Below are 26829 nucleotides of genomic sequence, written 5' to 3' on the forward strand. Positions count from 1 at the left end.
TGCCGCCGGACCGGCCGGGATCGAGACTCGCATCAGCGCCCTGCACGCCACCGCCAGAGACCTGGCACCGGTGAGCTCCGGCGAGACGTTCCTGTCCTCGCAGCGCCGCTGACCGGCCCGCTCCAGAACGGCCCCCGCCCCCTATGGCGCCCCGTCCTGGCCCCGGAACGGAGAGTCGGCTGGAGCAGTCAGTCGTGGACCTTCCGCACGCAACCGAACGTGCGTGACACCGCGCGACTCAGACGTGTGCGTCCGGAGCCGGTCCGCTGGTCCCCCTGACCACCAGTTTCGGGTCCAGCACGGCCTCCCTCGGTTCCAGGCTCGCGTCTTCCAGCCGCTCCACGGCGAAGCGCACGGCGTGCTCCGCCATGAGGACCGCGTCCTGGCGCACCGTGGTCAGGCCGATCGGCATCAGGTGGGACAGATGACTGTCGTCGTAACCGATGACCGACATGTCGCGGGGGACGTCGACCCCCGCCCGCGTCAGCGACATCAACAGCCCCCAGGCGCACCGGTCGTTGCCCGCGAGGACCGCGGTCGGCAGGGGCCGGCCCCGGTCCCGCTCGTCCAGAAGCGACTTCCCCGTCTCGATGCCCGACTGCTCGGTGTGGTCACCGGGAATGACCCGCGCCTCGGACTCCAGTCCGTGGCGGCGCATCGCGGCCCGGTAGGCACGCCGCCGCTCGGCCGACCCGGGGCCGCGGCCGCCATCGATGTGGACGATCCGACGGTGCCCCAGCTCGACCAGGTGATCCATGGCCTGTCGCACCCCTTTGCCCTCGGCCGAGTGCACGAAGTCGACGTGGGCGTGGGGCACTCGGCGACTGACCGACACAGTGACTGTGCGACGCCCGAGCTCGTCGAGGTAGGCAGCCTCCGCGTCGGGCCCGAGGAGGATGACCGCCTCACAACGGTGACCGAGAAGCGCCTCGATCGCCTTGGCCTCCGCCCGGCTGTGCGTGGCCGCGGAGAGCAGGACGTCGTAGCCGAGCCGTTCGGCCTCGGGGTACATGCCGGCGATGAGGTCCGAGTGGAAGGTCTGGTGCACGGTGAACATCACGCCGAGCGTGCGGCTGCGGCCCCGGGCAAGCAGGCGGGCGGCGTTGTCGGGGTGGTAGCCGATCTCGTCGGCGACGCGCAGGACGCGTTCGCGGGTCTCCTGGCTGGCCCCTGGCTGGCCGCGGAAAATGATCGATACGAGTGCCCTGGACACGCCTGCTTTCGCGGCGACGTCCGCCATCGTGGGCCGCTGCTTGGCCGACGCATCCACTTGTGAACCTCATCCTTCGACGCGCCCCACCTTACGGCTGACCGCGAAATCCCCCGGCAACAAGCTATTGACATGACATTTGGACAGGGCTCATCGTACTTGCCTAGAGCGCGCTAGTAGAGCGCGCCAGAGGGAAACATCCACAGAAGTGTCAGAAGTGCCCGCTGCCTCCGGAGCGAAGGGAACCAGCGTGATGCCGTTCGACGTAGTCGCCATGGGCCACGTGGGAGTGGATGTGTATCCGCTCCATACGGGCGTGGGGCCGGCGGAGGTCACCTCGTTCGGCACGTACCTGGGCGGCCGTCCGACGAACGTGGCCGTCAACGCCGCCCGCTGCGGGCGTTCCCCGGCCCTGATCGCCAAGACGGGCCGGGACCCGTTCGACGGCCGTGGGCTGAAGGTCGACGGTCACGAGGAGGGCTTCTTCACCAGGCCCTCCCTCCTCACCACGTCACGGCCGAGATGGACACCCACGAGGAGGAGCTGGGTCGTCACCACACGCTGGCCCCGGCCCACCCAGCAGGACGCCGCCGGGTCCAACCTCTCCATCTCCAGCTGAAGTCCCGCCTCTCCCCGCAAAGGACACACCATGGCAACGGCGCCATCCTCCCTTCGCACCACGGCGGGCAACCTGTGCCTGGGCTCCGCCCCCGACTCCTGGGGCGTGTGGTTCCCCGAAGACGAGCACCAGGTGCCGTACACCCGCTTCCTCGACGAGCTGGCCCAGGCCGGCTACCAGTGGCTCGAACTCGGGCCCTACGGCTACCTCCCCACGGATCCGCAGCGGCTGAAGGACGAGCTGGACGCCCGTGGTCTGCAGGTCTCCGGCGGCACCGCGTTCGGCGCGCTGCACCGGCCCGAGGCCTGGGACGCGACGCTCGCCCACGTCCGTCAGGTCGCCGCACTGACCGCCGCCGGCGGCGCCCACCACCTGGTCCTCATCCCGCCGATGTACCGGGACGAGAAGACCGGGGCGTTCACCGAGCCGCCCGAGCTGACCGCCGGCCAATGGGCAGGCTTCGGCCACAACGCCGACCGGCTCGGCAAGCTGCTCCTGGACGAGTACGACGTACGCCTGGTCGTCCACCCGCACGCCGACAGCCACATCCAGACACAGCCGGAAATCGAGCGGCTGCTCAACGAGTCCGACTCCCGCTACACCAACCTCTGCCTGGACACCGGGCACGTGGCGTACGGCGGCGGCGACAACGTCGACCTGATCCGACGCTTCGGCGAGCGCGTCGGCTACGTCCACATCAAGCAGATGGACCCCGCGATCCTGGCCCAGGTCGCCGCCGAAGACCTCTCCTTCGGCGAGGCGGTCAAACGAGGGGTGTGCGTCTCGCCTCCCGCCGGCGTGCCGAACCCGGCCGAAGTCGTCGCCGAACTCGCCGAACTCGACGCCGAGTTGTTCGTGATCGTCGAGCAGGACCTGTACCCCTGCGTGCCCGAGGTGCCACTGCCCATCGCGGTCAGCACCCGTGAGCACCTGGCCGGCTGCGGGCTGGCGGGTACCCGGCGCCCAGCTCTCGACCAGTAGGAGGCGCCCATGGACGTCAGGGAAGACACCGCCGCACAGGCACAACCGGGAAGGGACGACTCGCCGCCGGCCGTCTCCCGTCGGCTGCGGCTCATCACCGTCATCGCCACCTTCGGCGGACTCCTCTTCGGTTACGACACCGGCGTCATCAACGGCGCCCTGCCCTACATGACCGACGACCTGGGCCTGACCCCGTTCACCGAGGGCATGGTCACCAGCTCGCTGCTGCTCGGCGCCGCGCTCGGCGCGGTCACCGGCGGCCGGATGTCGGACGCGCGCGGACGCCGCCGTACGATCCTGATCCTCGCCGTGGTGTTCTTCGTCGGGGCACTGGGCTGCACGCTCGCGCCGAACACGGCGGTCATGGTCGTGGCCCGGTTCGTGCTCGGCCTCGCGGTCGGCGGCGCCTCGGTGACCGTGCCCGTCTACCTGGCGGAGGTCTCGCCCGCCGAGCGGCGCGGCGCGCTGGTCACCCGGAACGAACTCATGATCGTCAGCGGCCAGTTGCTCGCCTTCACCTCCAACGCGATCATCGCCCGGGTGGGCGGCGAGTCAGGCGGCGTGTGGCGCTGGATGCTCGTCCTCGCCACTGTCCCGGCCGTGGTGCTGTGGTTCGGCATGCTGGTGATGCCGGAGAGCCCGCGGTGGCTGGCCTCGCAGACCCGCTTCGGCGAGGCCCTGGAAGTCCTCAAGCAGGTGCGGTCCCGGCCGCGGGCCGAGGCCGAACTCGCCGGGGTGTCCGCGCTCGCCGTCAAGGAGGAGCGGGAGAATCTCGGCGGCTGGCAGGACATGAGGGCCACCCCGTGGGTGCGCAGGCTGATGTTCGTCGGCTTCGGCATCGCGATCGTGCAGCAGATCACCGGCGTCAACACGATCATGTACTACGGCACCCAGATCCTCACCGATGCCGGTTTCACCTCCGACAGCGCCCTGACCGCGAACATCGCCAACGGCGTGATCTCGGTACTGGCGACCTTCGTCGGCATCTGGCTGCTGGGGCGGGTCAACCGCCGTCCGATGCTGATGACCGGTCAGATCGGCACGACGACCGCCCTCTTGCTGATCGGCGTCTTCTCCCTGGTGCTCCCCTCCGGCGACGGCCGCGCCTACGCCGTGCTCGCCATGACCGTCACCTTCCTCGCCTTCCAACAGGGCGCGATCTCGCCGGTGACCTGGTTGATGCTCTCGGAGATCTTCCCGATGCGGATGCGCGGCTTCGGCATGGGCGTCGCAGCGGTGGTGCTGTGGCTGACCAACTTCGCGATCGGACTGGTCTTCCCGTCCCTGGTCGACGGCATCGGGATCTCCCACACCTTCTTCCTCTTCGTGGTGGCGGGTGGGCTCGCCCTCACCTTCGTCAAGCGCTACGTCCCCGAAACCAGGGGCCGCACCCTCGAAACCCTTGAAGCCGAACTCCGTACGCGCTTCTCCTGACCCCCCTGTCCCCGGGCCGGCAGCGGCCCGGGGACCGCAGAAAGGAACCACCACCCATGACTGTGCGCGTAGGCGTCATCGGCGCCGGCTGGATCGGCAAGGAACACATCCGGCGCCTCACCGACACCGTCACCGGCGCCCGCGTCACCGCGGTCACCGACATCGACGCCGCCCGCGCCGAGGAGGCAGCGGCGCCGGTCGGCGCCCGAGTGCTGCCCGACGGCGCGGCCCTGATCGCGGCGGACGACGTCGACGCCGTCCTCGTGACGTCCTGGGGCCCGACCCACGCCGAGCACGTGCTGAACGCGATAGCCGCCGGGAAACCGGTGTTCTGCGAGAAGCCGCTGGCCACCACCGCCGAGGACTGCCTGAGGATCATCGAGGCCGAGACGGCTCACGGCCGCCGCCTGGTCCAGGTCGGCTTCATGCGCCGCTACGACGCCGGATACCGGCAGATGAAGCAGGTCATCGACGGTGGCCGCATCGGCGAGCCGCTGATCGTGCACTGCGCCCACCGCAACCCGACCGTCCCGGAGTCCTACACCTCCGCGATGGCCGCCCTGGACACAGCCGTGCATGAGGTGGACGTGCTGCGCTGGCTGCTCGACGACGAGATCGTCTCCACGCAGGTGATCACTCCACGCTCCACGAGCAAGCGGTTCACCCATCTCCAGGACCCGCAGATCATGCTCTTCGAGACCGCCAAGGGGGTCCGCATCGACCTGGAGGTCTTCGTCAACTGCCAGTACGGCTACGACATCCGGTGCGAGGCGGTCGGTGAGGAAGGGCTGGTCCGGCTGCCGGACCCGGCCGCGGTCGGCCTGCGCAGCGCGGGACAGCACAGCACGGAAGTGCCCACGGACTGGGTGGGACGCTTCGCGGACGCCTTCGACACCGAGTTCCGCGAGTGGATCGCCGGCCTCGCCACCGGCCACGAGCCCACCGGTCCCTCCGCCTGGGACGGCTACGCCGCCACCGTCATCACCGGCGCGACCGTCGAAGCCCTGCGATCGGGCCACGTCGTTGCCACCGACCTCAAGCCCCGCCCCACGCTCTACGGAGGTACCGCATGAAGATCGCCCTCGACCCGTACATGTTCCGCGCCCTGCCCCTCGACGACATGGTGCGCACAGTCGCCGAACTCGGATACGAGTACATCGAGTTGTCGCCGCGCGAGGACTTCATGCCGTTCTTCCTGCACCCCCGGGCTGATGACGAACGGATCGCGCGACTGAAGGACTCCCTACGGACCCATGGCGTCAGACTCTCCTCGGTCCTGCCCCTCTACAAGTGGTCCTCCCCCGACGAGAGCGAACGGCAAGCCGCCGTCCGCTATTGGAAGCGGATGATCCAGATCGCCGCCGAGCTCGAATGCCCCCTGATGAACTCGGAGTTCAACGGCCGCCCCGAGCACGCCGCAGCGAGCGAGGCCGCCTTCTGGCACTCGCTGGAGGAACTGCTGCCGGTCTTCGAACGCGAGGGCATCGCCCTCAATCTGGAAGCCCATCCCGACGACTTCTGCGAGGAGAACACCCCCGCGGTCGACCTCGTCCGCGCGATCAACAAGCCGTGGGTGAACTACCTCTACTGCGCCCCGCACAGCTTCCACCTCTCGGGCACCTCGCAAGTCGGCGCGGACATCGCGGCGATGATGCGCTACGCCGGCGACAAGCTCCAGCACGTCCACATCGCCGACTCCTTCAACCACAAGGGCTCCTCAGGCCTGCGCTACATCCTCAACCCACCCGGGACGGCCGCCCGTATCCACCAGCACCTCGACATCGGCCAGGGCGAGGTCGACTGGGACGTCTTCTTCGGCACCCTGCGCGAGCTGGACTTCGACGGCGTGGCCACCGCGTGCGTCTTCGCCTGGGAGGAACGGGCCCGCGAGTCCTCTGCGTTCATGCTCGACCGCATCACCAAGGAACTGGCCCTCTGAGCGAGACCCGCATGTCTCCAGGTCCGCGATCAGCACGCCGCAAGCTCCGTCAAGGACGGCGGTGAGGGCGAGCCGGAAGCATCGCAGACGTCCACCCGACCGGGCTGCGACCGGGCTGCGACAGGGCTGCGACAGGGCTGCGACACGTCGCCTGTACGGCTGCAGGCAACAACCTGCGAACTATGTCGATACGTCCTGACAAGGATATTGACAGCACCGATGAGCCGATCCATAGTACGAGCCACTAGAGCGCGCTAATAAAGCGCTCTAGTGATGTACCGGGTGGTCCCTCCCGAGATCGCCGAGGACCGCATTCGCCACCAGACAGGGTGCGCACGTTTCCACTGCTGACGGCCTCACAGGCCCAAGTTCACGCCCTCAAGGTCACGAATACGGACCCACCAGCTCAAGGTCCGACGCTGGACCTCCGCGCCGCCGGCCCGCGTCCGCCATCCACCCGGCCGCAGCGACCGGCCCATCCGCAACCCGAGCCGTTTCACACCAGCCAGCACAAACCATCCTGACCAGCACAGTGAGGTGCGAGGGACATGCACAGACACCACCGAGCCGCCAGCCTGGCCGCCACCGTTCTCACCGGCGCACTGCTCGCCACCGGATGCTCCAGCAGCTCCGGCGGCAAGAAGTCCGAGGAAGGCGCAGCCGCCGCCTCCGCGGGCAAGGCCACCACTCCGCGCATGACCGTGGCCGTGATCACCCACGCCGCCCCGGGAGACACCTTCTGGGACCTCATCCGCAAGGGGGCCCAGGCCGCCGCCGCCAAGGACAACATCAAGCTCGTCTACTCCAGCGACCCCAGCGCCGGAAACCAGGCCAACCTCGTGCAGAACGCGATCGACCAGAAGGTCGACGGCATCGCGCTCACCGCCGCCAAGCCCGATGCCATGAAGGACGTGGTCGCCAAGGCCAGAGCGGCCGGCATCCCGGTCGTCGGCTTCAACTCCGGGGTGGACGACTGGAAAAGGCTCGGCATGCTCGAGTACTTCGGCCAGGACGAGAACATCGCGGGCCAGGCCTTCGGCGAACGCCTCAACGAGCTCGGAGCCAAGCACGCCCTCTGCGTCATCCAGGAGCAGGGGCAGGTCGCCCTGGAGGCTCGCTGCGCCGGCCTGAAGAAGGGCTTCAGCGGCAAGACGGACATCCTCTACGTCAACGGCACCGACATGCCGTCCGTGAAGTCGACGATCACCGCCAAGCTCAAGCAGGACTCCTCCATCGACCAGGTGGTCACGCTCGGCGCCCCGATCGCGCTCACCGCCGTGCAGTCACTGTCCGACGCCGGCACCAAGGCCAAGATCGCGACCTTCGACCTGAACAAGCAGCTGGTCAAGGCTGTCCAGGACGGCACGATCGAGTTCGCCGTCGACCAGCAGCCGTATCTCCAGGGCTATCTCGCCGTCGACTCTCTGTGGCTCTACAAGAGCAACGGCAACGTCAGCGGCGGCGGCACCGCGCCCGTCCTCACCGGCCCGGCCTTCATCACCAAGGACAACGCCGACAGCGTCGCCGAGTTCGCCGCAAAGGGCACCCGGTGATGAGCGTGACCCCGCACGCCGAGCCGGCGGTGACCACACCGCCGGCCTCCGGCCGCAAGCAGACCGAAGGCCGGAGCGCTGAACGGCCCCTGACACGGCGGCTGTGGGTCCGTCCCGTGCGCGCCGTACGTCGACGAGGCGGCGAGCAGGGTGCGGCAGCCGAGGCCACGTTCACGGACCCATACCGGGCCACGTCCACGTCAGTAAGGACACCGGCTAGGAGCGGCTAGGAGAGCGTGATGCCGAGTCGCTCCGCCAGTTCTTGGGCGCTGACACCGTACGTCTCCCGGATCCGAACCCCGTCGGGACCGACGTCGAAGACGCCGCAGTCGGTGTAGACGCGGCTGACGCAGCCGACGCCGGTGAGCGGGTAGGTGCACTGCGGCACCAGCTTCGGCTCACCGGAGCGAGTGAAGAGCGTCATCATCACGTAGACGTCCTTGGCGCCGATCGCGAGGTCCATGGCCCCTCCGACGGCGGGGATGTCGTCGGGCCTGCCGGTGGTCCAGTTGGCGAGATCGCCGTTGAAGGCGACCTGGTATGCCCCGAGGACGCAGACATCGAGGTGCCCGCCGCGCATCATGGCGAAGGAGTCGGCGTGGTGGAAGTACGCCGCGCCCGGCAGCTCGGTCACCGGGACCTTGCCGGCGTTGGTCAGGTCGGGGTCGACCGCGTCGCCCTCGGCCTTCGGACCCATGTTGAGCATGCCGTTCTCGGTGTGCAGTACGACCCCGGAGTCGGCCGGCAGATGGTCGGCGATCTTGGTCGGCTGCCCGATACCGAGGTTGACGAAGGCGCCGGCCGGAATGTCGCGTGCGATGACGGCGGCCAGTTCGTCCATCGAGAGCCGGTGTTCTGCGCTCATCGGCGCCCCGGCGTACGCCTGGCCGCTCGACGTGGTGGTTGGCGTGGTGGTCATCGGGCCCCCTGCACGGTGTAGTGGCGGGCCTCAACCTGGACGACCCGGTCGACGTAGATGGACGGGGTGACGACGGCCTCGGGGTCGAGCGTTCCCGGCTCGACGACCTGGTTGACCTGAACGATGGTCGTCGTCGCGGCCGTGGCCATGACCGGTCCGAAGTTGCGGGCGGTCTTGCGATACACGAGGTTGCCCATCGTGTCCGCGACGTGCGCGCCGATCAGTGCGTAGTCGCCCTTGATGGGGTATTCCAGCAGGTACTTCCGGCCGTCGATCTCGCGTTCCTCCTTGCCCTCGGCCAGGGGCGTGCCGACCGCGGTCGGGCAGTAGAACGCACCGATGCCGGCACCGGCCGCGCGCATCCGCTCGGCGAGGTTGCCCTGCGGCACCACCTCCAGCTCGATCTTCCCCTCCCGGTAGAGGCCGTCGAAGACCCAGGAGTCGGCCTGGCGCGGAAAGGAGCACAGCACCTTGCGCACCCGGCCGGCGGCCAGCAGCGCGGCCAGCCCGACGTCGCCGTTGCCGGCGTTGTTGGACACGATCGTGAGGTCCTTCGCGCCCTGCCGGATGAGCGCGTCGATCAGATCGAACGGCATGCCGGCCAGGCCGAAGCCGCCGACGAGGATGGTGGAGCCGTCCTCGATACCGGCGACCGCCGCGTCCGCGCTCTCGACGATCTCCGCCCGGCTCACTGGGCCGTCTCCGTGACATCGCAGTTCTCGAGCACCACGGCCAGCCCCTGACCGACCCCGATGCAGATCGCGGCGACGCCGTAGCGCTGCCTCGTCTCGCGCAGCACCTTGGCCAGCGTGGCGAGGACGCGGCCGCCCGAGGCGCCCAGCGGGTGCCCGATCGCGATGGCGCCGCCCTTCTGGTTGACGATGGCGGGGTCGATTTTCCACGCGTCGAGGCAGGCCAGCGACTGCACGGCGAAGGCCTCGTTGAGCTCGACCGCGCCCACCTGGTCCCAGCCGATGCCGGCCCGCGCCAGCGCGCGGTTGGCGGCCTCGACGGGGGCGTAGCCGAAGGCCTGCGGCTCCAGCGCCATCACACCGCGTCCGGCGATACGGGCGATCGGGTCGGCCCCGATCGCGGCCGCGGCCTTCTCGCTGCCCAGCAGCACTGCGGAGGCACCGTCGTTGAGCGGGCTGGCGTTGCCCGCGGTGATGGTGCCGCCCTGGTCCGCCGTACGGAACACCGGCTTGAGCCCGGCCAGGACCTGCGGCGTGGATCCGGCTCGGATGCCCTCGTCGCGGGCCAGACCGACGCCTTCGACCGGCACCACCAGGTCGTCGTAGAACCCCGACTCCCATGCCTGGTGGGCGAGTTGGTGGGAGCGGGCGGCGAACTCGTCCTGCCGTTCGCGGGAGATCCCGAAGCGCTCCTGGAGCTGCTCGTTGGCCTCGCCGAGGCTGACGGTCCACTCCTTCGGCATCCGCGGGTTGACCAGCCGCCAGCCGAGCGTGGTCGAGACCGCGGTGACATCGCCGGCCGGGAACGGCTTCGCCGACTTGGGCAGCACCCACGGCGCACGTGTCATCGACTCCACGCCGCCGGTCAGCACCACCTCGGCGTCGCCGGACTCGATCGTGCGACTGGCCGTCATCGCCGCGTCGAGGCTCGAACCGCACAGCCGGTTGACCGTGGTGCCGGGCACGCTCACCGGAAGCCCGGCGAGCAGCGCCGCCATGCGGCCGACGTTGCGGTTCTCCTCACCGGCGCCGTTGGCGTTGCCCCACACCACGTCGCCGATCGCGGCAGGGTCGAGGCCCGGCACCCGGCCGAGCGTCGAGGTGATCGCGGCGGCGGCGAGGTCGTCGGGGCGGACCCCGGCCAGCGCGCCGTTGAAGCGGCCGAACGGCGTCCGCGTCGCGGCGTAGATGTAAGCACTCATGGCAGCGACGTTAATCCCGGGCCACGATATTCTGAAGTACGCATATCCGAGCCAATTGATACGGACGACATATGGATCTGCGCCACCTGCGCTACTTCGTGGCGGTGGCCGAGGAGCGCCACTTCGGTCGCGCCGCCGAGCGGCTCCACATGGCCCAGCCACCGCTCTCCACACAGATCCGCCAGCTGGAGGCCGAGCTCGGCGTCGAACTGCTCCACCGCACCACACGCCGCGTCGACCTCACCGAGGCCGGCCGGGCCTACCTCGAGCGGGCGCGGGCGATCCTCGCCGGCGTCGACGAGGCGGCCCACCACGCACGGCTCGTGGCCGCCGGCACGGTGGGCCACCTGGCGATCGGGTGCGTGGGCTCGGCGACGTACAGCCTCCTGCCCGCACTGTCGCGGCGGCTCACGGACGAGCTTCCCGGCGTCGACTTCTCCTTCCGTGGGGAGATGCTCGCGCCCGACCAGGTCGAGGCGCTGCGCACCGGTGCGATCGACGTCGCTCTGCTGCGCCCTCCGGCGGCCGACCTCTCCCTCACCGTGCACACCCTGCGCCGGGACCGGCTCGTCGTCGCCGTACCGGAGGATCACCCCCTCGCCCGCCGGAAACGGCTGCGCGTCGCAGATCTCGCCGGTGCCGACCTGATCGTGCACTCCGCCGACCGCCGGTCGGTGATGTACGACGTCGTGCTGGGCCTGCTGCGCGACGCGGGCGTCGAGCCGCACATCCGCCACGAGGTCGGCGAGACCTCGACGCTCGTCACGCTCGTGGCCGGCGGCCTCGGCGTCGCCGTCGTGCCGGAACCCGTGACCGCGTTGGCGCTCGACGGCGTCGCCTATCGACCGCTGACCGGGGCCGACGCACGCGTGGAGCTGGCCGTGGCCCACCGCGCGGACCGCTCCGAGCCGCATCTGGCGCGCACCGTGGGGATCATCCAGGCGATGTTCTGAGACGTCACCGACGGCGGACAAGGCCCCCGGTCGGCACGACAACCCTTCCGGGCGACGTCGGGTGGCTCAGAGGTCCGGTGGCTGTTGGCCTGCGGAGCTGCGGCGCTACTCCATGCCGGCCGCTGCGGATCCCTCGGACGTCCGGAAGGTGCCGCCGACTTCACCGTGGCGTTCCGTACCCGTGGATTCCCGGGACGGTGAGCACTCCGCCTGTCTGTCCGGCCTGGTCGATGTCGGCGTCGTTCAGGCTGAGTTGAAGCTTGAGGCCGAGTTTGCCGACCGTGTCGTAGAGCCATTCCGGCACGGTGTCGGGGGTGAGGTGCAGGCGGAGGACGGGCGGTGTGGGAATGCCTTCGACGCCGGAGAGGGTGCCCGTCAGGCTTTCGACGTACATGGTGATGCCGTCGCCTCGCAGCGTGGAGGTCGAGCCGGGCGCTCCGTCGATGTGCTGGATCTGCGGGCCGACGGGTACTGCCATCTTCAGGTCGCGGATGGTGACGGTCGCTGCGGAGAATTTGAGCACTCGTTTGGGTCCGGCGGCCGTGTCCACGGTCACCACACCGCCGAAGACGAGGTCGTGCAGGGCGAGGCGGCTCCCCTTCATCGTCCAGGGCACGGCGGCGAAACGACCGGCTCTCGTGTCCTCGGGAGCCTTGAGATCACTGATGTCGCAGGTGCGGGCGGTTTCCTCATGGGTCTCCGGTCGGGGCGACGGCCCGGCAGTCCGGCGGCTCGGCGCGGGTGATGCGTGGGGCGAGGGCGGCCGTGGTTCGGACGGTGCTGTGGCCGGTGCCGTCGAAGAGGCCGGACTCGGTGAGGAACTCGGGTCAGGCGCCGGACTGTGCCGCTCGGTGTCGTCACCGAAGAGGGGACCAAGGAGGTCCGCGAGGCCAGTGGTGGCCGAACTCGCGCTCGGTGAGGCGGTCGGGAGCGGGGTGGCGGTCGGAGCCCGCCCGGGCCCCGTCTCGTCATCGGCCAGGTGCTCCGACGGTTTGACGGACGCGTGGCTCGCGGGGCCGCTGGACGCGCTGGGAGCAGCGGCCGGAGGGGGGCTTGCGGGTGTCGCCGCGGCAGGGGCTGTCGTGCCGTCGGGACGGGCGCAGTCGACGCCGCTGGTTCCCGTTGCGCCCGGCCCCTGTTGGGGAACGGAGTGAGCGGCGGTGGCACTTGTGTCGGCGGCGGGCGGACGTTGGCTTCCCAGGACGAGGGCGGTCGGAAGCGCGGTCAGTACGAGCGCCTTCCCGAGCGGCAGGCGCAGGCGCGTCAGCGCGGACGTGCGGGAAATGGCGTGCCGGCCTCGCGGCGGCCCGGCGAAGCGGGGTTGTGCGGCCTCACCGCGAGTGCCGGGTGACGGGTCATGCATGTGCCGGACCTCCTTCGGGATCGACGGCGCCTGACGACTCCTGCACGCCGTCGGATACGTCCGCCGGGTGCCCGTCCGCCGGACCCCACGCCAGGGCCAGGAGCCCGCCCGTGGCCGCGAACAGCGTGCCGACGAGGAACCCGCCGAAGTTGGAGATGGGAAGCGACAGCACACCGAGGAAGACGGCGACGCAGCCGGCGAAGAACCGGATGACCGGCTGGAACCAGAGAAGTCCGCCGAGAACGATCAGCGTCAGGCCGATGACCAGGGATCCCGCTCCCGCGGTGGTGGACATCGCCACGGACAGGGCGCCCAGGGAGAGGTGGAAGTACGGGAAGTAGATGATGGGCGCGGCGGCAAGGAGTACCAGCAGGCCCGCCCAGAAGGGGCGGGTGCGCCGCCAGGCCCGAAAGTCCCGGCGGGTGCGCGCGAAGCGGCTGTCACTGTGGGGGTGCGCGAGTGCGCTGGCACTCGTCATGTGGCAGCTCCCAAGTCGTGAGCGAGTCATGGTGTCAGTGAGGGGGTGGGGACGCCGACGCCCCGGACCGTCGCCGTATCGCTGTCACGCGCCGGAGACGACGGGGCCGGCCGAGGTCAGAAGCAGTCGTGGCGGCCGGCCTCGATGTTCATGTGCAGGCCCGCCAGTTCGAACGTTCCCGCGGTCGTGGCCCAGACCTTCTGGTGGGCATCGATGATCTCGACCGAGTCCGCCTGCTGGGCATAGCCGTTGGGATCGACGTGGTCCTTCGGATTGACCTGACCCTTGGTCAGGGATCCGGTGGCGATACCGATGTCGACGTTCTTAAAGGTGCCGCTCTTCGCCTGGAGGTCGGTCATGTCGATGTACAGGTCCTTGGCCTTGACCGGCGTACCCGATCCACCGGCCTCGAGCGTCATCGTGTACGTCCCGAGGACGGGAATGTCCACCGGGACGGACTGGCACATGTCGATGATCTTCGCGTTCTTGATGGACGAGACGGAGACGGGCACGTGCTTGCCGTTCTTGGCGACGTCCACCGTGGCGTAGTTGGCGAATCCGGTGCCGCTGAGGGAGCCGGCCGAGACCTTGAAGTCGGAACCGGAGATGCTGAACGAAGCGGCCAGCGCGCCCTGGGCCATGGATACGGCGACGGCGGCCGTGGCAGCCACTGTCGGCACCGCACCGACGGCGAAGCGCTTCCAGTGGGTCTTGCCGATTCGCTGGGACATGGTGTGGTTCTCCGTTGTCGAGGCGTACGGGACGACCGGACCGGAACCTTCTGGCCCGGGCCGGGGCGAGGGAAGAACTACGGCCGGGTGTGCGGCCGCGGCGATGCAGGCGGCTTCCGCAGAGCATGTTGTCCACGCACACGGGAGAAGCGGGCACACCGGATAGGCACTCGATAGTGTTACTACCGAGTACCTGATAGTGGCACTATCGAGATCACGGGGCAACCCCCGGTAACGCGATACTGGTGGGACAGTTGAGCGTGAGGGAGCGCATGAGGATTTCAGAGCTCAGCCGACGGTCCGGCGTACCGGTGGCGACCATCAAGTACTACCGACGGGAAGGGCTGCTCCCCGAGGGCCGCGCACTGAACCCGACCACGGTCGAATACGACGAGGAGCACATCCAGCGGCTCCGCCTGATCCGTTCACTCATCCAGCTCGGCGGGCTCTCCGTCGCCCGCACCCGTGAAGTGCTCGAAGCTGTCGACCGCCCACTGGACGCGTTCGAGACCCTGGGCGTCGTCCACCACGCACTGCCCGTCCCCTCCGCGAGCACGGCCGATACGAACGAGAAGAACGGCGTGGACGACGAGGACGGCCCCGGACTGCAGAGCACCACCGACGAGCCGGTGCCGGGCGGAGCCACCGCGAGGGTCGAGACTCTCATCGAGAACATGGGCTGGCAGATCTCCGACGCGTCACCTCACCGCCCCGCCCTCGCCGAAAGTCTCGCAGCGCTGAGCCGCCTCGGCGCCGACTACACAGCCGACGACCTCATCCCCTACGCACAACTCGCCACATCCACCGCGGACCTGGACTTCGCGCAGTTCGACGGGATCGAGGACCGCATCGCCCTCGCCGAGCGAGCGGTGGTCCTCACCGTGCTGTTCGAGCCGGTCGTCAGGCTGCTGCGGCGACTGGCCCAGGAGGACGCGAACCACCGTCGCCATCGTCGCCGTGCGTGCGGCCGAGGGTGAGCATCCTGCGGAGTGCTGCGCTGTCCCGGGGGACACTCCCCCGACCGGCCTCCCACAGAAATTCGGGTCGGCCGGCCAGCAGGACCGTCGCGGCAATCGCGGTTAGAAACCGGGTGAACCCTCGGCGGGGTGATCAACCGGCGGGCGGCGGGACACGGCGGGCAGCGCACGTACCCCGGTCACGCCGGGAAGACGCAACAGGGGCCGAAGCGCCTCGCGGAAAAGGCACTTCGGCCCTCTTCGCCGGGTTCAGACCCCGACGGGAACCGGCCTGCGGTCAAAAGCCGTCGCGGGCCGAACGTGGATCGGCACCGTCCTATTGACTGAACCAACTCGACCGTCTCGCAGGTCAGTTGTAGTTCCTGCCGACTCCCTGTCCTGGATTCGGAGGGAACCGTTCCGGCGAGGTGCGGCATCTGGCCCGGCGTGAGTCTCGCGATGTTGTTCTTCGGACTGGTCTTTTTGGGTGGGTGGGCGGCGGCCATCGCCGCGATGGTGTATGCCCTCACTACGCTGGTGCGCATCTGGTCGCAGGACTGGGTGCGACTCCAGGGACACCCGGCGGTACGACTGCTGGTGCCGACGCCCGCCTTCCTGCGCCTCGACGTAGCACTCGCCGTGGTCGCCGTCCTGGCCGACCTGTGGCTGGTATCGGCAGCCATCGTGTTCGGGTCGGACGGCATCTTCACCGAGGACTGGATGGGCTACCCCGGCATGATGAATCCCACCGGGCAGAACTACCAGACCGGCGTGGTGAGCGCACTGCGCACGACAGCATGGTGGACCTTCGGCATCGCTGTTCTGTCCCGGTGCTGGACCACGGCCGGCGTGCAGGTGTGCGTCCTGCCGTTGGCCGCATGGTGGATCGGATCGTTCGACACCTCCTACACCTGACGCGTGGCGGCCGGAGAGAGTCCCGGCTCCACATCCCCGAGCCCAGTGCAGCGCAGCGCACCTGGCCCTGGCCCTGACCCTGGCCCTGGCCAGATATCACGTCGGCGTGAGGTGAAACCGTACTCACTGGTCAAAGCAACCGCCGGGGACCACCCGGAGACGGAGCCGCTGGAGGGCCGCCGTGCGCTCGTCGGGCGCCGTGCGTACCTGGTCCAGCTGGGCCGTCAGCCGGCCCTCTGCAAGGATGGCGGTATGGATGTGCGCCACAGGAATCGCGTGACGGTGACCGGGCGGGCCGGCGGGCCGGTGGTGATGCTGGCACACGGGTTTGGATGCGACCAGAACATGTGGCGCCTGGTGGTGCCGGCGCTGGAGCGCGACTTCACGGTCGTTCTCTTCGATCACGTCGGAGCCGGACGCTCCGATCTGTCGGCGTGGAGCCAGGAGCGGTATTCGACGCTCGATGGATACGTCGACGATGTGCTGGAGCTGTGCCGCGAGCTGGCGCTCGGCGCGGTGACGTTCGTGGGGCATTCGGTGAGCGCGATGATGGGGGTGGTGGCCGCCGCGCGGGAGCCCGAGGCGTTCGCCGGGCTGGTCCTTCTCGCTCCCTCTCCGTGTTTCGTAGACGACCCTGAGACCGGTTACCGGGGCGGGTTCAGCGTCGGGGACATCGGGGAGTTGCTGGAGTCGCTGGATGCGAACTATCTGGGATGGTCGGGTGCGATGGCACCGATGATCATGGGTAACCCGGAGCGGCCGGAGCTGGGCGAGGAGCTGACCGACAGCTTCTGCCGTACCGATCCGGACATCGCGCGGGTCTTCGCCCGGGTGACCTTCCTGTCCGACAACCGCGCCGACCTCGCTCACGTGGGGGTGCCTACGCTGGTGGCCCAGTGCTCCCGTGACGCGATCGCCCCGCCAGAAGTAGGCGCGTTCGTCCACGCGCAGATCGCGGGAAGCCAGCTGGTCACGCTGAACGCCACCGGGCACTGCCCCCAGCTCGCCGCTCCCGAGGAGACCGCCGCCGCCATCGCCGCGTTCGCGGGAGCCCTCAAGTGATGTGCGAGACGAACGATGAAGGGGGCGGACCGCAGGGAGACGGGCGGCCAGCCGACGAGCAGGCGCAGTTCTCCGCTCTGCTGGAGGACAGTGCCGAGGATCTGTACGAGCACGCGCCCTGCGGCTACCTGTCCACGCAACTGGACGGCCGAATCGCGAGGGTCAACGCCACCCTGCTGGACTGGCTCGGCTATCAGCGCGACGACCTGGTCGGCCGCAAGCACTTCTCCGACCTGCTCACCGTCGGCGGCCGGCTCTACCACGAGACCCACTTCGCCCCCCTGCTGCGGATGCAGGGCGAGATCAGCGGCATCGCCCTGGAACTGACGGCCGCCGACGGCTCCCGCCTGCCGGTCCTGGTCAGCTCCACGGTGAAAGCGGGCAGCGACGGACAGCCACTGCTGATCCGCACCACCATCTTCGACGCTCGCGATCGCCGTGCCTACGAAACCGAGCTGCTGCGGGCCCGCCAGGAAGCCGATCAGGAACGCGACCGCCTCCGGACTTTGGTCACCACCCTCCAGAAGACGCTGCTGCCACCCGCACTGGTGAACGTGCCGGGCCTGGACGTCTCCGCGCACTACCACCTCGCCTCACTCGACGAGGTGGGCGGTGACTTCTACGACCTCTTCCCCTTGGCCGCCGGCACCTGGGGATTCTTCCTCGGCGACGTGTGCGGCAAGGGTGCCGCCGCGGCGGCCGTCACCTCACTGGCCCGCTACACCCTGCGTGCCGCCGCTGTCTACGACCCTGATCCAGTTGCCGTGCTCGGCAACCTCAACACGGTCCTCAACCACGAGTACAACGGTACCGACCCTCGCTTCTGCACCGTCGTATTCGGCCTGCTCACCCCCGAGCCCGACCGCGGCGGCTTCCACGTCACCCTGTCCAGCGGCGGTCACCCACCCGCCCTGCTGATGCGCGCCGACGGCACCGCCGACTTCCTCGACACTCCCGGCGGACAGCTCATCGGTGTCCTGCCCGACGCCCACATCGCCACCACCGCCCTCCACCTCTCCCCCGGCGACACCCTGCTCCTGCACACCGACGGCCTCACCGAAGCCCGCACGAACGCCACCGCCGACGGCGGAGAACGCTACGGCGACGACGCCCTCCTCGGCTTCGGCCGCGCACTCGCCCCCACCACCGCCTCGGACACCATCAGCGCGGTCCGCGACCTGCTCGACACCTTCGGCACCGGTCTGGACGACGACACCGCCGTCCTCGCCATCCACGTTCCCCGACCCATCCGTGAAGAGCAGCAGTGACCAGGCAACTGACCCTCCACACCCGCTCCACACCCGCCGGAGCGGTCATCGAACTGGCTGGGAATCTGGACCACCACACCGTGCCCGACGTCCACGCCGCACTGTCCGGCCTCGACCTGGGCGAAGGTCAGCACCTCATCCTCGACCTCGGCGGCCTCACCTTCTGCGACTCCAGCGGCATCACGGTACTGATCGCGGCCCGCAACCATGCGCTGGCCGCGAACGCGACCATCACCCTGGTCGCGGTCCCCGACCGCGTCAGCCGGACCTTCCGCCTCGTCGGCCTGGACCAGTTCTTCCCCACGCACCTCACCGCTCAAGACGCCGAAGCCGTCTTGCGCCCCACGACCGACTGAGCCGGGGAGGCAGCCCGGTAGCGGCACCGGCCGTCGAAGCCCTGCGGCACTGCCCGACAATCCACTTCGTGCGGTCGCGTACACAGGGTGACTGTCGATCTTCGCCTCATGGTGGTTTCAGTGGTCGCAGGCGGTCAGTGCGCCCATGACTGGCTGGCCGCGAACGAACCTGGCTCCCTTCATCAGATCCCCCTGGAATCGATCACTAGGCTGGCGCGGTGACTGATGAGCAGGAGCATTTGCAGCCGTCGGGAGTGTGGGCCACGGCGGTGGGGGTGGCCAGGGTGCGGGCGCTGGAGACCGAGCGGGAGAACGCGCTGTTCCGCGACCCACTGGCACAGGCCTTCGCCACCGCCGGCGGCCTGTGGCCCTCCTCGCCGCCACTGTCCGATGACAAGGCCGCGCAACGCCGCCGGCTGGCCGTATCGTTCTCCATCGTCATCAGGACGAAGTTCCTCGACGACCTGTTGCAGCAGGCCGCCGCGTCCGGGGTCCGGCAGGTCGTGCTGCTCGGCGCCGGCATGGACAGCCGGGCCTTCCGGATGGACTGGCCCGAGGGCACCCGGCTGTTCGAGGTCGACACCGCCGCGCCACTGGGCTTCAAGGCTTCGGTGCTGCGCCAGGAGCGAGCCGTCGCACGCTGCGAGCGGATCACCGTCGCGGTGGATCTGCGTGAGGACTGGCCGGGCGCGCTGGCCGCGGCAGGGCACGACCCGACGGTGCCGACCGTGTGGATCGCCGAAGGACTACTGATCTATCTGCCCGACGACGCGGTGGAGCTGCTGCTGGCCCGGATCAGCACACAGTCGGCGGCAGGCAGTCGGATGGGGCTGACGTTGGGCTCGCGCGGCGTGATCGAGCGCTTCGGTGCGGACGCCGTGCCGGAATCGGCGGCGTCCATGTGGGTCTCGGAGATGCCCGACGACCCGGTGGGCTGGCTGGCCGGGCACGGCTGGGAGGCCGAGAGCCACACCCTGCGCGAGCGCGCTGCCACCTACGGCCGCCCCATCAGCACCCCGCCGCAGCGCGAGGAGCGGCCCGGCGGACTGATCTCGGCGGTCCGCCGGTAGAGCGCCTCCCGGTTCACTGGATGATCGATTCCCTCGACCCCCGCCCGCCCACCGTCAGCCCGGGCCGTTACGCGCTGGATCCTCGCCCACCCCGGCGCCTACCCGAAGGCGACCGACTCCAGCTCAAAGCCGTCCGGCCCAATTGCCCCGACACCACTGCGACGTGGACCTAGTGGACCTATTCGGCGGGTCCTGCGGGTTCGGCGGGTTCGGCGATCAGCGCCGTACCGATCCTGCGGAAGCCGAGTCGGGAATAGACCCGCGCGACATCGTCGTCACCTGCCGACAGGAAGACGGTTTCCGCGCCACGCGATCGGGCGTCGGCCACCAGCGCCGCGGTGACCGCGAGTGCGAGACCGCGACGGCGGGCTGCGGGAAGCGTCCCAACGCCGACGATCTCGCTGACTCCTGCGAGCGGTTGGTGCTGACCCGCCGACAGTGCCGACCCATGCTCGACTGCTGCGGCGACCGCCGTCAGACCCGCCCGGATACGCACCATCATGCGGTCCACCGATCCGTCGGCGACGCGGGCACCGGCTGCTTCCGCCAGTTGCGGTGTCCCCGCGAGGCCGACGCGGGTTCCAGGCTCGGCGAAGGCGAGGTGAGGCACGGCCAGGGCGCTGGGCAGTGTCGGATCGTCCGCGTCGACGATCCGCACCGATATGTTGCCGGGCAAGCTTTCCAAGGGCGCTGCGGGAGTACCGGCGTCGAGCACCATCAGCGGATGTTCGTGGACCACGAGTCCGGACTCCTCGACTGCTGCCCGCAGCTCGGGCGTGGTCTCGGCGACCCATTCGAAACTCTCCGGGATCCCGAGCTCCCGCTGGCGGGCACGGACCTTCCGCACGCTGGTGGCCTCCAGCGGTCCGGACCACACTCGCGCGGGACGTGCATAGAACGGCCAGCCCTGGCCCTCCCGCACGAACAAGGTGAGCGGCCCGTGGTCCTCGACGCGGGCGCCGTGGCGCGGGACCGCGTCGTAGTACTCCTCAAGCCGGTCCAGCAATGCCCGCTCAGGATGATCGTCACAATCGGCAGAAGTCACGCCGGGCATCCAACCAACAGGCCACCGGCGACGCCACTTCATTTCGACACGTCCGCAGGCGATGCTCGGCCGGAAGTCGCCGCCGAGATCGTTGCGGACAGCATCCTGAGCGGCGGCTCAGGCGCTGGCTCCCGTCGCACCAGGGGACCTCGTATTTTACCGAACGTTCGGTAAACTTTGAGAATGGGACGGACAGCGAGTGTCGACGATGAACTGATCCACGCCCGGCTCGCCGAGGTCTTCCGGGCCAGCGGGTACGCCGGAGCGTCGCTCTCCGAATTGTCGCGGGCGGTAGGGCTGCAACGCGCGAGCCTCTACCACCGCTTCCCGGAGGGCAAGCCCGCCATGGCGGCCGCCGTGCTCACGAGCGTGGAGACCCGGTTCGGCGAAATCCTCGAGCCGCTCGTTTCGGAGCCGGATGCCGCCGAAGGCGTCGCCGAGATGGCACGGCGGATGGCGGTCTTCTACAGGGACGGCCGCATGGCCTGCGTCCTCGACACGATGACACTGACCGGGGCGCCGCAGGACATCAGGGCCCACGCCACCCGGCTCGCCCAAGCATGGCTCCAGGCCATGGCCGACGCCGCCGCCAGGGCCGGCGCGGGCGAACAGGACGCGCAGAGTCGGGCCCGTGCCGCACTCATCCGTATCGAGGGCGCCCTGGTGGTAGCCCGCGTCCTGGACGACCCTTCCGTTTTCGAACAGGTCCTCGGCGAGCTGCCCGACCTGCTTACCCGCTGATCAAGGAGGCACCTCATGGCAACGTCCGTAGATCATCCCGGTGAGCAGGCAGTCCAGCGGAAGGCTCACGAGGGCGGCCCCGGATGGGGATCTCCGATGTTCGGCCCGGAGATCCCGCACGGGTTCCACCCCTTCATCCGCGCCCAGCAGATGCTGATCATCGGAGCCGCTGACGACGCCGGCGCCGTCTGGTCGACGATCGTGACGGGTTCTCCCGGCTTCGCCCAGCCGGCGGACGACCGGACCCTGGTCATCGACGGGCTGCCCGCACCCGGCGATCCGCTCCGCCATGCCTACGACGAGGAACGCGCCATCGGCGTGCTCGCCCTGCATCCGCAGACCCAGCGCCGTATCCGGGTGAACGGCGTGGCCAGACGTGACGGCGACGGCCTGCGGGTGCGCACCGAGCAAGTGCTCGGCAACTGCCCGAAGTACTTGCAGAGTCGCGTCATCACCGGGTCGGCCGATGCCGCGCCGGCCGGGAAGGCGCGCACCGGCAAGGAGCTCACCGACGACCAGCGACGCTGGATCGAGCAGGCCGACACCTTCTTCATCGCCAGCCACGCCCCCGAGCACGGCGCCGACTCGTCACACCGCGGCGGCATGCCGGGTTTCGTCACCGTCGCGGGGCCCCGCACACTGCGCTGGCCCGACTACACCGGCAACCAGTTCTACATGACGCTGGGCAACCTGCACCTCGACCCCGCGTGCGGTCTGCTGTTTCTCGACTGGAAGCGCGGCCACACTCTTCAACTCACCGGCACGGGCCGGATCGACTGGGACCCCCGCAGCGCCGCGGCGCACCCCGGGGCCCTACGCGTCGTGGAGTTCGCCGTCGACACCGTGGTCGAGATCGACAACGCCAGCCCGCTGCGATGGGAACTCCAGAACTGCTCCCGGTTCAACCCGCCCGTCGCGTGACCGGCCGGACCGGGGGGCGCCCCCGCGGTACGCGCCGATCGTCCCGGCCGTCGCGAAGGGGGCCGCCGTCGCCTGAGAGGTCGAACTGCCCGGCATACGCCTGACGTTGGGGCTCTCCTGAACTGCTTCGCATGGCTTCTCCGGCGAGGGCGGAGCGCTGCACGACCTCACCACCGGGCGCTGGGCACCGGCACTGCGGTGGGCTGACGCGGCCAGGCAACTACAAGGCAGCAACGAGCGCACAACGGTTGAGGGCCACGCCCGAAAAGCGGCGCCATTCTCCCCTACCATCCCCGAGACAGGGGCACCATGAGCGCCCCGGGCAGGGGGACTTATGCGGTCGACCACTTCACGGCAGGTCGGTCGGCGCTTCCGCGGTGCCGTCGCGTTCGGCGTGGCCCTGGCCTCAACCTCAGGGTGCACGGTTCCCGTCGATGCCGTCGCCGGCATCTCTGTGACCGCCGACGGCCATCTGCTCGGCGTCATGATGGTCTGCGGACATCACATCGATGGCGCGACCCTCTACGTGGACAGCGCGGACGCCAACAAGACGGTGACGGTCGGTTCATGGACCGCCGACCGCTCCCTCACGGCCGGTCTTGCCACCTGGACCCTCGATTCTCCTGCCGCCGGCTGGACCGCCGACAGATCTCTCGCTCCGCTCACCGCCAAGACCACCTACGCCCTCTACGGCTGGACCGAGGACAACTCGTGGTCATCGAGTAGCGTCTCGTTCACCCTGACCGATCGGGACCGGCTCACCCCGGGGATGGTCCGCTACGACGCCGTCTCGGATAACGGCGACGAATCCGCAGTCACCGTCCCCGTAACGGAGTTCAAGGCCAGGGCCTGCCAGAACGACTGACACCCGGCTCCCTCAGCCCGCCACCACGGTGAAGAACGCTGCACGAAGATGAATCGCGTGAACAACCCTACTGAGCGCGAAGCCGTTGTGGCTCGCTTGTGGCAGGAACACCTGCACGCGACCTTCCCCGCCGGCCAGCGCGGTGCCGAGCGGGCAGGCATCGACATGGTGTTGCTGGACGCCGGCATCGCCGGATGTGCCTCCACCTGGCAAGACAACGGTGGCGCTCTCGACAGAGAGCGCCACCGGATCCTGCGCGACCGCATCGCAAACCTGGACCAAGTCCTGCCGTTGCTCAATGACGCAGACGACATCTGCTACTTCCAACGCCTACGTCAGCTGGCTCAACTCGTGTCGGATACCGATCCACAACCCGCCAAATGAAACGACGTCCTCTTCCCACCGGGTACCTACGTCCGCGCACACAGCACACGGGTCGCACCGGCGAGGACAGGTGGCCGGGCGTGCAGCAGCCGACTCGGGTCACCCGTCATGCTGCGAGCGACAAGGTTCAGTGGCGGGGCGTCGACGGCTCCGACAGCGGGCTCGGAGCGCTGCGCTGCGCGGCGGGCCGCGGAGCGCTCCGAGCGAGCCGGTCAGAGGGGGCAGGTGTCCATCCAGCGGGTGACCAGGGATGTGTCGTTCTTGTCGGCGTCACGTACGGGACCGCACAGGAACGGGCTGAAACGAGTGTCGGCACGCAGCCAAAGGCTGAGGAATGACACGATCCACTTGCCCTGCTTGTCCTTGTTGCCGTAGCCCGTCATCGGGCACAGGTGGTCGCCCGGAACCTCGATGTAGAGCTTCTCGGCCTGGGACATGGAGTTGTACCAGGGCACCGCGTAGCTGTTGCCGTGGGCGACGGGGTCGCTTTCACAGGTCAGGAAGAACGTGGGCTCGGTGACTGCGGAGAAGTTCGCGTTCGGGTAGTACGGGGCCGTCGGCACGCCCGCCCGGAAGCGCGGGTCGTCCCGGAGGGCCGCCATGACGCCACCGCCGCCCATCGAGTGACCGACCGCGCCGAGTGTGCCGTTGAGCTTCCCGGATATCGGGTTGCCGGGGGCGTCACCGAGCGCGAGCAGCTGGGTGCCGGCGGCGGTGATCTGGCGGCCTCGCGATGCGGGATCGTCGGTGAGTGTGTTGGTTCCGACGTTGATGACGACGAAGCCCCAGGAGGCGAGGCGGGGTGCGAGCCACTGCAGGTTCTGCTGTGTGCCCTGATAGCCCGGCATCAGTACGACACCCGGGTACGAGCCACTGTCGGTGGGGTACGTGACCGTGCCTGAGCCGTACCCGCTCGGGCTGGGAACGGTGTAGGTGGCGGTGGTCAGCGGCCCGTTGGCGGCCTCCAGGGAAGCGGTCGTCGGGTCCGGGATGCCGTTGCCGGGAGGTGCGCCCTCACCGGAGCCGTACACCTGGAACTCCCACAGCGAGTAGCCGTAGGTGGTGCCGCGCTGGGTGCCGTGGAGGCGGACGTACCGGCCGTTGCCGTTCACGTCGAGGGTCTGCACGCCGCCGGTGCCGGCCGTGGTCGAGTAGACGGTGGTCCAGGCGGTGCCGTTGTCGGAGGTCTGGATCCGGAACGCGCGGGCGTACGCGGCCTCCCAGCGCAGCACCACTCGGCTGATGGTGGCGGTGGTGCCCAGGTCGACTCCCAGCCACTGTGGATCGCTGAACGTGCTCGACCAGCGCGTCCCGTTGTGGCCGTCCACCGCCGCCGACGCGGGAGTCGACGCTTTCTCGGTGGACGAGGAGGTCGCGGGTTTGCCCTGGGACAGCAGGTCGGCGGCGGCCGCCGGCGGGGCTGCGGCTGTCAGCAGAGTCAGCGCCAAGCCGATGGTGGTTGCCAGGGCGATCAGTGCCGTCATGGCACGGGGGCGGGGTCGGGTGCGTAACGGGGCGGCCGTGTGAGGGGAACTACTGGATGGACGCATTGCTTTACCTCCGGATAGCGGTGAGTGCGCGGTAACCGGACAGCTGGGTGCGCCGGCGCTGTGAGGGCTGCCGGATTCGACGGGAGGTGATCTCTCACAGTGCGGAAGGAAAGGGATGGGGCGCCGCGTGCGGCGGCTACCGGGACTGTGCGAAGAGCCAGTCGATGACCACGTCGTTCTCATACGTCTGCGCCCATGCCAGGTGTGGGTTCACCGGTGTCGTTCCGGGCGTGTAGCTCGTGAACAGTACGTGACTGCGCGTGGCCCGGGCCTGTCGTAGGAGCGCTCGGGAGCGGGCCTCGAACTGTGCCTTCGGCAGGTCGTTGGCCCACTCCCCACGGCTGACCCGAGCACCGGCGGTCTCCAGCGCGTTCATCAGTGTCCAGGTGCCGGGGTTGCCGAACCGGCCCTCGCGGTAGGGGACGACCGGGTCGTCGACGGAGTGGTCGGCCCAGATCGGGATGTGGGTGATCCTGTCCATGGTGGCCGCGTCGCCCCAGCCGGCCGTGGGCAGGGCGGCCGCGAACATGTCGGGTCGCTTCGCCAGCAGGCTGTAGATGCCTCGCCCGCCCGAGGACAGGCCGACGAGATAGAGCCGGGCTGTGTCCACGTTCCGGGAGTGCTCGCTCACGAAGGTGTCGATGACTTCCATCAGAGCGGCCTGGACCTTGGCGTCGGTCCAGTCCGTGCCGTCGGGTCCGTCCATGGGACGGGGCAGGGGGATCTGCGGAGAGAGGATGAACGCGGGGTCGCGGCGCTGTCGTTCCGGTTTGGCGAACGTGACCGCGATCCGGTTGGAGGTGAGCTGGGTCATGTTGTTGTCCGCGACTTCGCCACCGCCATGCAGGGTGACGACGAGTGGGTACCGCGTGCGCGTCCGCGGGTTCCGTACGAATCCCTCGGGCTGGTACAGCCGGAAGTCCAGTTCGAAACCCGTGGAGTCGGTGAAGGAACCGGCCGTGAAGTCGTCGACCACGGGAGTGATGACGTCGTCGTTCCGGCTCGCGAACGGACGCGCCTTGAGTACTGGTTCGCCTTCCGGGGTGTGTACGTCCGCCACTTGTCTGACGGAGTAGGCGCGGTCGAGCGGAAGGGGGTCGGTGCCCGCGGCCCGCGCGTTGGAGTCGTTCGGGTCGAGTTCGATGATCAGGCGGTCCCCCGGACTTCCGGGGTGAGACCGGTCGTGCACGTCTGCGGTGGTGCTGGGGTAGACCCGGGTCACCGTGCGAGCCGCTGTCTGTCCGCCCACGGTGGCCGTCACCTGGAAGGTCGAGGGCGGGATCACCCCGCCGCGTAGGTCAATGCGATGCGAGTACTGGAGGGCGACGGCCGTCACCAGCCAGTTGTTCCTCGGCGTCACCCTCGTGACGAGGTCTGTTCGCAGGACGGGGTTGCGCCCGGAGGCCGCTTGTCGTCCTTGGGATGTGGCTGTCGTGGTGTCGGCGACCGCGGCGGTTGCCGTGCTCACGGCAGGCGCCGCGATGGCACCCGCTGTGACTGCGAGTGCCGTACGTCTGGTGATCCGTCTCATGGGTCCTCGTCTCGGTCGTGTGGGGCGCCCGGACCGGGGGCCCGGTGTGTGGGGAGGTGTTGGCCCTGCGCCGGACTCCCGGACGTGGGCG

The 26829-nt window shown here is 69.3% G+C and carries 26 protein-coding genes and 1 pseudogene; 17 read left to right on the plus strand and 10 right to left on the minus strand.

The window, feature by feature from the left end; translation table 11 throughout:
* Positions 1-238: 238 nt before the first annotated feature.
* On the minus strand, positions 239-1240 hold the full coding sequence (locus tag ACWBNA_RS24085) for a LacI family DNA-binding transcriptional regulator (protein ID WP_482706659.1): 1002 nt from the start codon (positions 1238-1240) through the stop codon (positions 239-241).
* A 223-nt stretch (positions 1241-1463) separates the two neighbouring features.
* Between ACWBNA_RS24085 and ACWBNA_RS24090 the strand changes: the two are divergent.
* From ACWBNA_RS24090 to ACWBNA_RS24115, 6 genes and pseudogenes are all read left to right on the plus strand, one after another.
* Positions 1464-1652 (plus strand): annotated as a pseudogene (locus ACWBNA_RS24090) (PfkB family carbohydrate kinase); the annotation flags it as partial.
* Positions 1653-1859: 207 nt separating this feature from the next.
* Entirely contained in the window at positions 1860-2810 is a 951-nt protein-coding gene (locus ACWBNA_RS24095; protein WP_482706577.1) for a TIM barrel protein, read from the plus strand.
* 9 nt (positions 2811-2819) lie between these two features.
* Positions 2820-4244, plus strand: a complete 1425-nt coding sequence (locus ACWBNA_RS24100) for a sugar porter family MFS transporter (RefSeq protein ID WP_482706578.1) — start codon at positions 2820-2822, stop codon at positions 4242-4244.
* A 56-nt stretch (positions 4245-4300) separates the two neighbouring features.
* The gene (locus ACWBNA_RS24105) at positions 4301-5317 is read left to right on the plus strand and encodes a Gfo/Idh/MocA family protein (protein WP_482706579.1); all 1017 of its coding nucleotides are present in this window, start codon (positions 4301-4303) and stop codon (positions 5315-5317) included.
* Complete coding sequence (locus ACWBNA_RS24110) at positions 5314-6183, plus strand: sugar phosphate isomerase/epimerase family protein (protein ID WP_482706580.1); 870 nt, start codon at positions 5314-5316, stop codon at positions 6181-6183. Before ACWBNA_RS24105 ends, ACWBNA_RS24110 begins: the two co-directional genes overlap by 4 nt.
* A 548-nt stretch (positions 6184-6731) precedes the next feature.
* Positions 6732-7736 carry a sugar ABC transporter substrate-binding protein gene (locus tag ACWBNA_RS24115; protein ID WP_482706581.1) on the plus strand — a complete coding sequence of 335 codons (1005 nt, stop codon included), beginning with the start codon at positions 6732-6734 and terminating at the stop codon, positions 7734-7736.
* Positions 7737-7962: 226 nt separating this feature from the next.
* On the opposite strand, the gene ACWBNA_RS24120 is transcribed toward ACWBNA_RS24115, so the two are convergent.
* Genes ACWBNA_RS24120 through ACWBNA_RS24130 form a run of 3 tightly spaced genes read right to left on the minus strand, consistent with a single transcriptional unit; the run spans position 7963 to position 10549 of the window.
* Positions 7963-8655, minus strand: a complete 693-nt coding sequence (locus tag ACWBNA_RS24120) for a 3-oxoacid CoA-transferase subunit B (protein ID WP_482706582.1) — start codon at positions 8653-8655, stop codon at positions 7963-7965.
* Positions 8652-9347 (minus strand): 3-oxoacid CoA-transferase subunit A, encoded by a 696-nt coding sequence (locus tag ACWBNA_RS24125; RefSeq protein ID WP_482706583.1) that lies wholly within the window; start codon positions 9345-9347, stop codon positions 8652-8654. The genes ACWBNA_RS24120 and ACWBNA_RS24125 overlap by 4 nt, the downstream gene beginning before the upstream one ends.
* Complete coding sequence (locus ACWBNA_RS24130) at positions 9344-10549, minus strand: thiolase family protein (protein ID WP_482706584.1); 1206 nt, start codon at positions 10547-10549, stop codon at positions 9344-9346. The genes ACWBNA_RS24125 and ACWBNA_RS24130 overlap by 4 nt, the downstream gene beginning before the upstream one ends.
* A 71-nt stretch (positions 10550-10620) precedes the next feature.
* Between ACWBNA_RS24130 and ACWBNA_RS24135 the strand changes: the two genes are divergently transcribed.
* A complete protein-coding gene (locus tag ACWBNA_RS24135; protein WP_482706585.1) occupies positions 10621-11502 on the plus strand; it encodes a LysR substrate-binding domain-containing protein in 882 nt (293 codons plus the stop codon).
* Positions 11503-11662: 160 nt separating this feature from the next.
* Here the strand turns inward: ACWBNA_RS24135 and ACWBNA_RS24140 are convergent, their stop codons facing one another.
* The 3 genes from ACWBNA_RS24140 to ACWBNA_RS24150 form a co-directional block, all read right to left on the minus strand.
* On the minus strand, positions 11663-12118 hold the full coding sequence (locus ACWBNA_RS24140; protein WP_482706586.1) for a hypothetical protein: 456 nt from the start codon (positions 12116-12118) through the stop codon (positions 11663-11665).
* A gap of 739 nt (positions 12119-12857) precedes the next feature.
* Positions 12858-13343: a DUF6114 domain-containing protein gene (locus ACWBNA_RS24145; RefSeq protein ID WP_482706587.1), complete on the minus strand. Its 486-nt coding sequence runs from the start codon at positions 13341-13343 to the stop codon at positions 12858-12860.
* Between the two features lie 116 nt (positions 13344-13459).
* Complete coding sequence (locus ACWBNA_RS24150; protein ID WP_482706588.1) at positions 13460-14074, minus strand: DUF6230 family protein; 615 nt, start codon at positions 14072-14074, stop codon at positions 13460-13462.
* A gap of 272 nt (positions 14075-14346) precedes the next feature.
* Between ACWBNA_RS24150 and ACWBNA_RS24155 the strand changes: the two genes are divergently transcribed.
* The 6 genes from ACWBNA_RS24155 (at position 14347) to ACWBNA_RS24180 (ending at position 19701) form a co-directional block, all read left to right on the plus strand.
* Positions 14347-15051 (plus strand): MerR family transcriptional regulator, encoded by a 705-nt coding sequence (locus tag ACWBNA_RS24155; RefSeq protein ID WP_482706589.1) that lies wholly within the window; start codon positions 14347-14349, stop codon positions 15049-15051.
* A 426-nt stretch (positions 15052-15477) separates the two neighbouring features.
* Positions 15478-15945: a hypothetical protein gene (locus ACWBNA_RS24160; protein WP_482706590.1), complete on the plus strand. Its 468-nt coding sequence runs from the start codon at positions 15478-15480 to the stop codon at positions 15943-15945.
* 252 nt (positions 15946-16197) lie between these two features.
* Positions 16198-17007: an alpha/beta fold hydrolase gene (locus ACWBNA_RS24165; RefSeq protein WP_482706591.1), complete on the plus strand. Its 810-nt coding sequence runs from the start codon at positions 16198-16200 to the stop codon at positions 17005-17007.
* Positions 17007-18275, plus strand: a complete 1269-nt coding sequence (locus ACWBNA_RS24170; RefSeq protein WP_482706592.1) for a PP2C family protein-serine/threonine phosphatase — start codon at positions 17007-17009, stop codon at positions 18273-18275. Before ACWBNA_RS24165 ends, ACWBNA_RS24170 begins: the two co-directional genes overlap by 1 nt.
* Positions 18272-18631 (plus strand): STAS domain-containing protein, encoded by a 360-nt coding sequence (locus ACWBNA_RS24175; RefSeq protein WP_482706593.1) that lies wholly within the window; start codon positions 18272-18274, stop codon positions 18629-18631. The genes ACWBNA_RS24170 and ACWBNA_RS24175 overlap by 4 nt, the downstream gene beginning before the upstream one ends.
* A 254-nt stretch (positions 18632-18885) precedes the next feature.
* The gene (locus tag ACWBNA_RS24180) at positions 18886-19701 is read left to right on the plus strand and encodes a class I SAM-dependent methyltransferase (protein ID WP_482706660.1); all 816 of its coding nucleotides are present in this window, start codon (positions 18886-18888) and stop codon (positions 19699-19701) included.
* Between the two features lie 178 nt (positions 19702-19879).
* Here ACWBNA_RS24180 and ACWBNA_RS24185 read toward each other — a convergent pair whose 3' ends face one another.
* Positions 19880-20755, minus strand: a complete 876-nt coding sequence (locus tag ACWBNA_RS24185; RefSeq protein WP_482706594.1) for a GNAT family N-acetyltransferase — start codon at positions 20753-20755, stop codon at positions 19880-19882.
* A gap of 174 nt (positions 20756-20929) precedes the next feature.
* Here ACWBNA_RS24185 and ACWBNA_RS24190 point away from each other — a divergent pair, with 174 nt between their 5' ends.
* The 4 genes from ACWBNA_RS24190 to ACWBNA_RS24205 all read left to right on the plus strand — a co-directional run bounded on the left by ACWBNA_RS24190 (position 20930) and on the right by ACWBNA_RS24205 (position 23657).
* Positions 20930-21487 (plus strand): TetR/AcrR family transcriptional regulator, encoded by a 558-nt coding sequence (locus ACWBNA_RS24190; protein WP_482706595.1) that lies wholly within the window; start codon positions 20930-20932, stop codon positions 21485-21487.
* 15 nt (positions 21488-21502) lie between these two features.
* Positions 21503-22408 (plus strand): pyridoxamine 5'-phosphate oxidase family protein, encoded by a 906-nt coding sequence (locus ACWBNA_RS24195; RefSeq protein ID WP_482706596.1) that lies wholly within the window; start codon positions 21503-21505, stop codon positions 22406-22408.
* 334 nt (positions 22409-22742) lie between these two features.
* Complete coding sequence (locus ACWBNA_RS24200; RefSeq protein WP_482706597.1) at positions 22743-23273, plus strand: hypothetical protein; 531 nt, start codon at positions 22743-22745, stop codon at positions 23271-23273.
* A gap of 48 nt (positions 23274-23321) precedes the next feature.
* Entirely contained in the window at positions 23322-23657 is a 336-nt protein-coding gene (locus ACWBNA_RS24205; protein ID WP_482706598.1) for a hypothetical protein, read from the plus strand.
* Positions 23658-23869: 212 nt separating this feature from the next.
* Here the strand turns inward: ACWBNA_RS24205 and ACWBNA_RS24210 are convergent, their stop codons facing one another.
* Positions 23870-25141 carry a poly(ethylene terephthalate) hydrolase family protein gene (locus ACWBNA_RS24210; RefSeq protein ID WP_482706599.1) on the minus strand — a complete coding sequence of 424 codons (1272 nt, stop codon included), beginning with the start codon at positions 25139-25141 and terminating at the stop codon, positions 23870-23872.
* A gap of 202 nt (positions 25142-25343) precedes the next feature.
* Positions 25344-26738, minus strand: a complete 1395-nt coding sequence (locus ACWBNA_RS24215) for a prolyl oligopeptidase family serine peptidase (RefSeq protein ID WP_482706600.1) — start codon at positions 26736-26738, stop codon at positions 25344-25346.
* Between the last annotated feature and the right edge of the window lie 91 nt (positions 26739-26829).

The organism is Streptomyces sp. Q2 (assembly GCF_056820935.1).

Coding starts and splice junctions, on each gene's coding strand:
- ACWBNA_RS24145 (WP_482706587.1), bottom strand. CDS start 13,343: ATGACGAGTGCCAGCGCACTCGCGCACCCCCACAGTGACAGCCGCTTC.
- ACWBNA_RS24200 (WP_482706597.1), top strand. CDS start 22,743: ATGCGGTCGACCACTTCACGGCAGGTCGGTCGGCGCTTCCGCGGTGCC.
- ACWBNA_RS24190 (WP_482706595.1), top strand. CDS start 20,930: ATGGGACGGACAGCGAGTGTCGACGATGAACTGATCCACGCCCGGCTC.
- ACWBNA_RS24150 (WP_482706588.1), bottom strand. CDS start 14,074: ATGTCCCAGCGAATCGGCAAGACCCACTGGAAGCGCTTCGCCGTCGGT.
- ACWBNA_RS24165 (WP_482706591.1), top strand. CDS start 16,198: ATGGATGTGCGCCACAGGAATCGCGTGACGGTGACCGGGCGGGCCGGC.
- ACWBNA_RS24210 (WP_482706599.1), bottom strand. CDS start 25,141: ATGACGGCACTGATCGCCCTGGCAACCACCATCGGCTTGGCGCTGACT.
- ACWBNA_RS24195 (WP_482706596.1), top strand. CDS start 21,503: ATGGCAACGTCCGTAGATCATCCCGGTGAGCAGGCAGTCCAGCGGAAG.
- ACWBNA_RS24120 (WP_482706582.1), bottom strand. CDS start 8,655: ATGACCACCACGCCAACCACCACGTCGAGCGGCCAGGCGTACGCCGGG.
- ACWBNA_RS24095 (WP_482706577.1), top strand. CDS start 1,860: ATGGCAACGGCGCCATCCTCCCTTCGCACCACGGCGGGCAACCTGTGC.
- ACWBNA_RS24170 (WP_482706592.1), top strand. CDS start 17,007: ATGTGCGAGACGAACGATGAAGGGGGCGGACCGCAGGGAGACGGGCGG.
- ACWBNA_RS24130 (WP_482706584.1), bottom strand. CDS start 10,549: ATGAGTGCTTACATCTACGCCGCGACGCGGACGCCGTTCGGCCGCTTC.
- ACWBNA_RS24105 (WP_482706579.1), top strand. CDS start 4,301: ATGACTGTGCGCGTAGGCGTCATCGGCGCCGGCTGGATCGGCAAGGAA.
- ACWBNA_RS24215 (WP_482706600.1), bottom strand. CDS start 26,738: ATGAGACGGATCACCAGACGTACGGCACTCGCAGTCACAGCGGGTGCC.
- ACWBNA_RS24155 (WP_482706589.1), top strand. CDS start 14,347: ATGAGGATTTCAGAGCTCAGCCGACGGTCCGGCGTACCGGTGGCGACC.
- ACWBNA_RS24100 (WP_482706578.1), top strand. CDS start 2,820: ATGGACGTCAGGGAAGACACCGCCGCACAGGCACAACCGGGAAGGGAC.
- ACWBNA_RS24110 (WP_482706580.1), top strand. CDS start 5,314: ATGAAGATCGCCCTCGACCCGTACATGTTCCGCGCCCTGCCCCTCGAC.
- ACWBNA_RS24185 (WP_482706594.1), bottom strand. CDS start 20,755: ATGCCCGGCGTGACTTCTGCCGATTGTGACGATCATCCTGAGCGGGCA.
- ACWBNA_RS24085 (WP_482706659.1), bottom strand. CDS start 1,240: ATGGCGGACGTCGCCGCGAAAGCAGGCGTGTCCAGGGCACTCGTATCG.
- ACWBNA_RS24115 (WP_482706581.1), top strand. CDS start 6,732: ATGCACAGACACCACCGAGCCGCCAGCCTGGCCGCCACCGTTCTCACC.
- ACWBNA_RS24205 (WP_482706598.1), top strand. CDS start 23,322: ATGAATCGCGTGAACAACCCTACTGAGCGCGAAGCCGTTGTGGCTCGC.
- ACWBNA_RS24135 (WP_482706585.1), top strand. CDS start 10,621: ATGGATCTGCGCCACCTGCGCTACTTCGTGGCGGTGGCCGAGGAGCGC.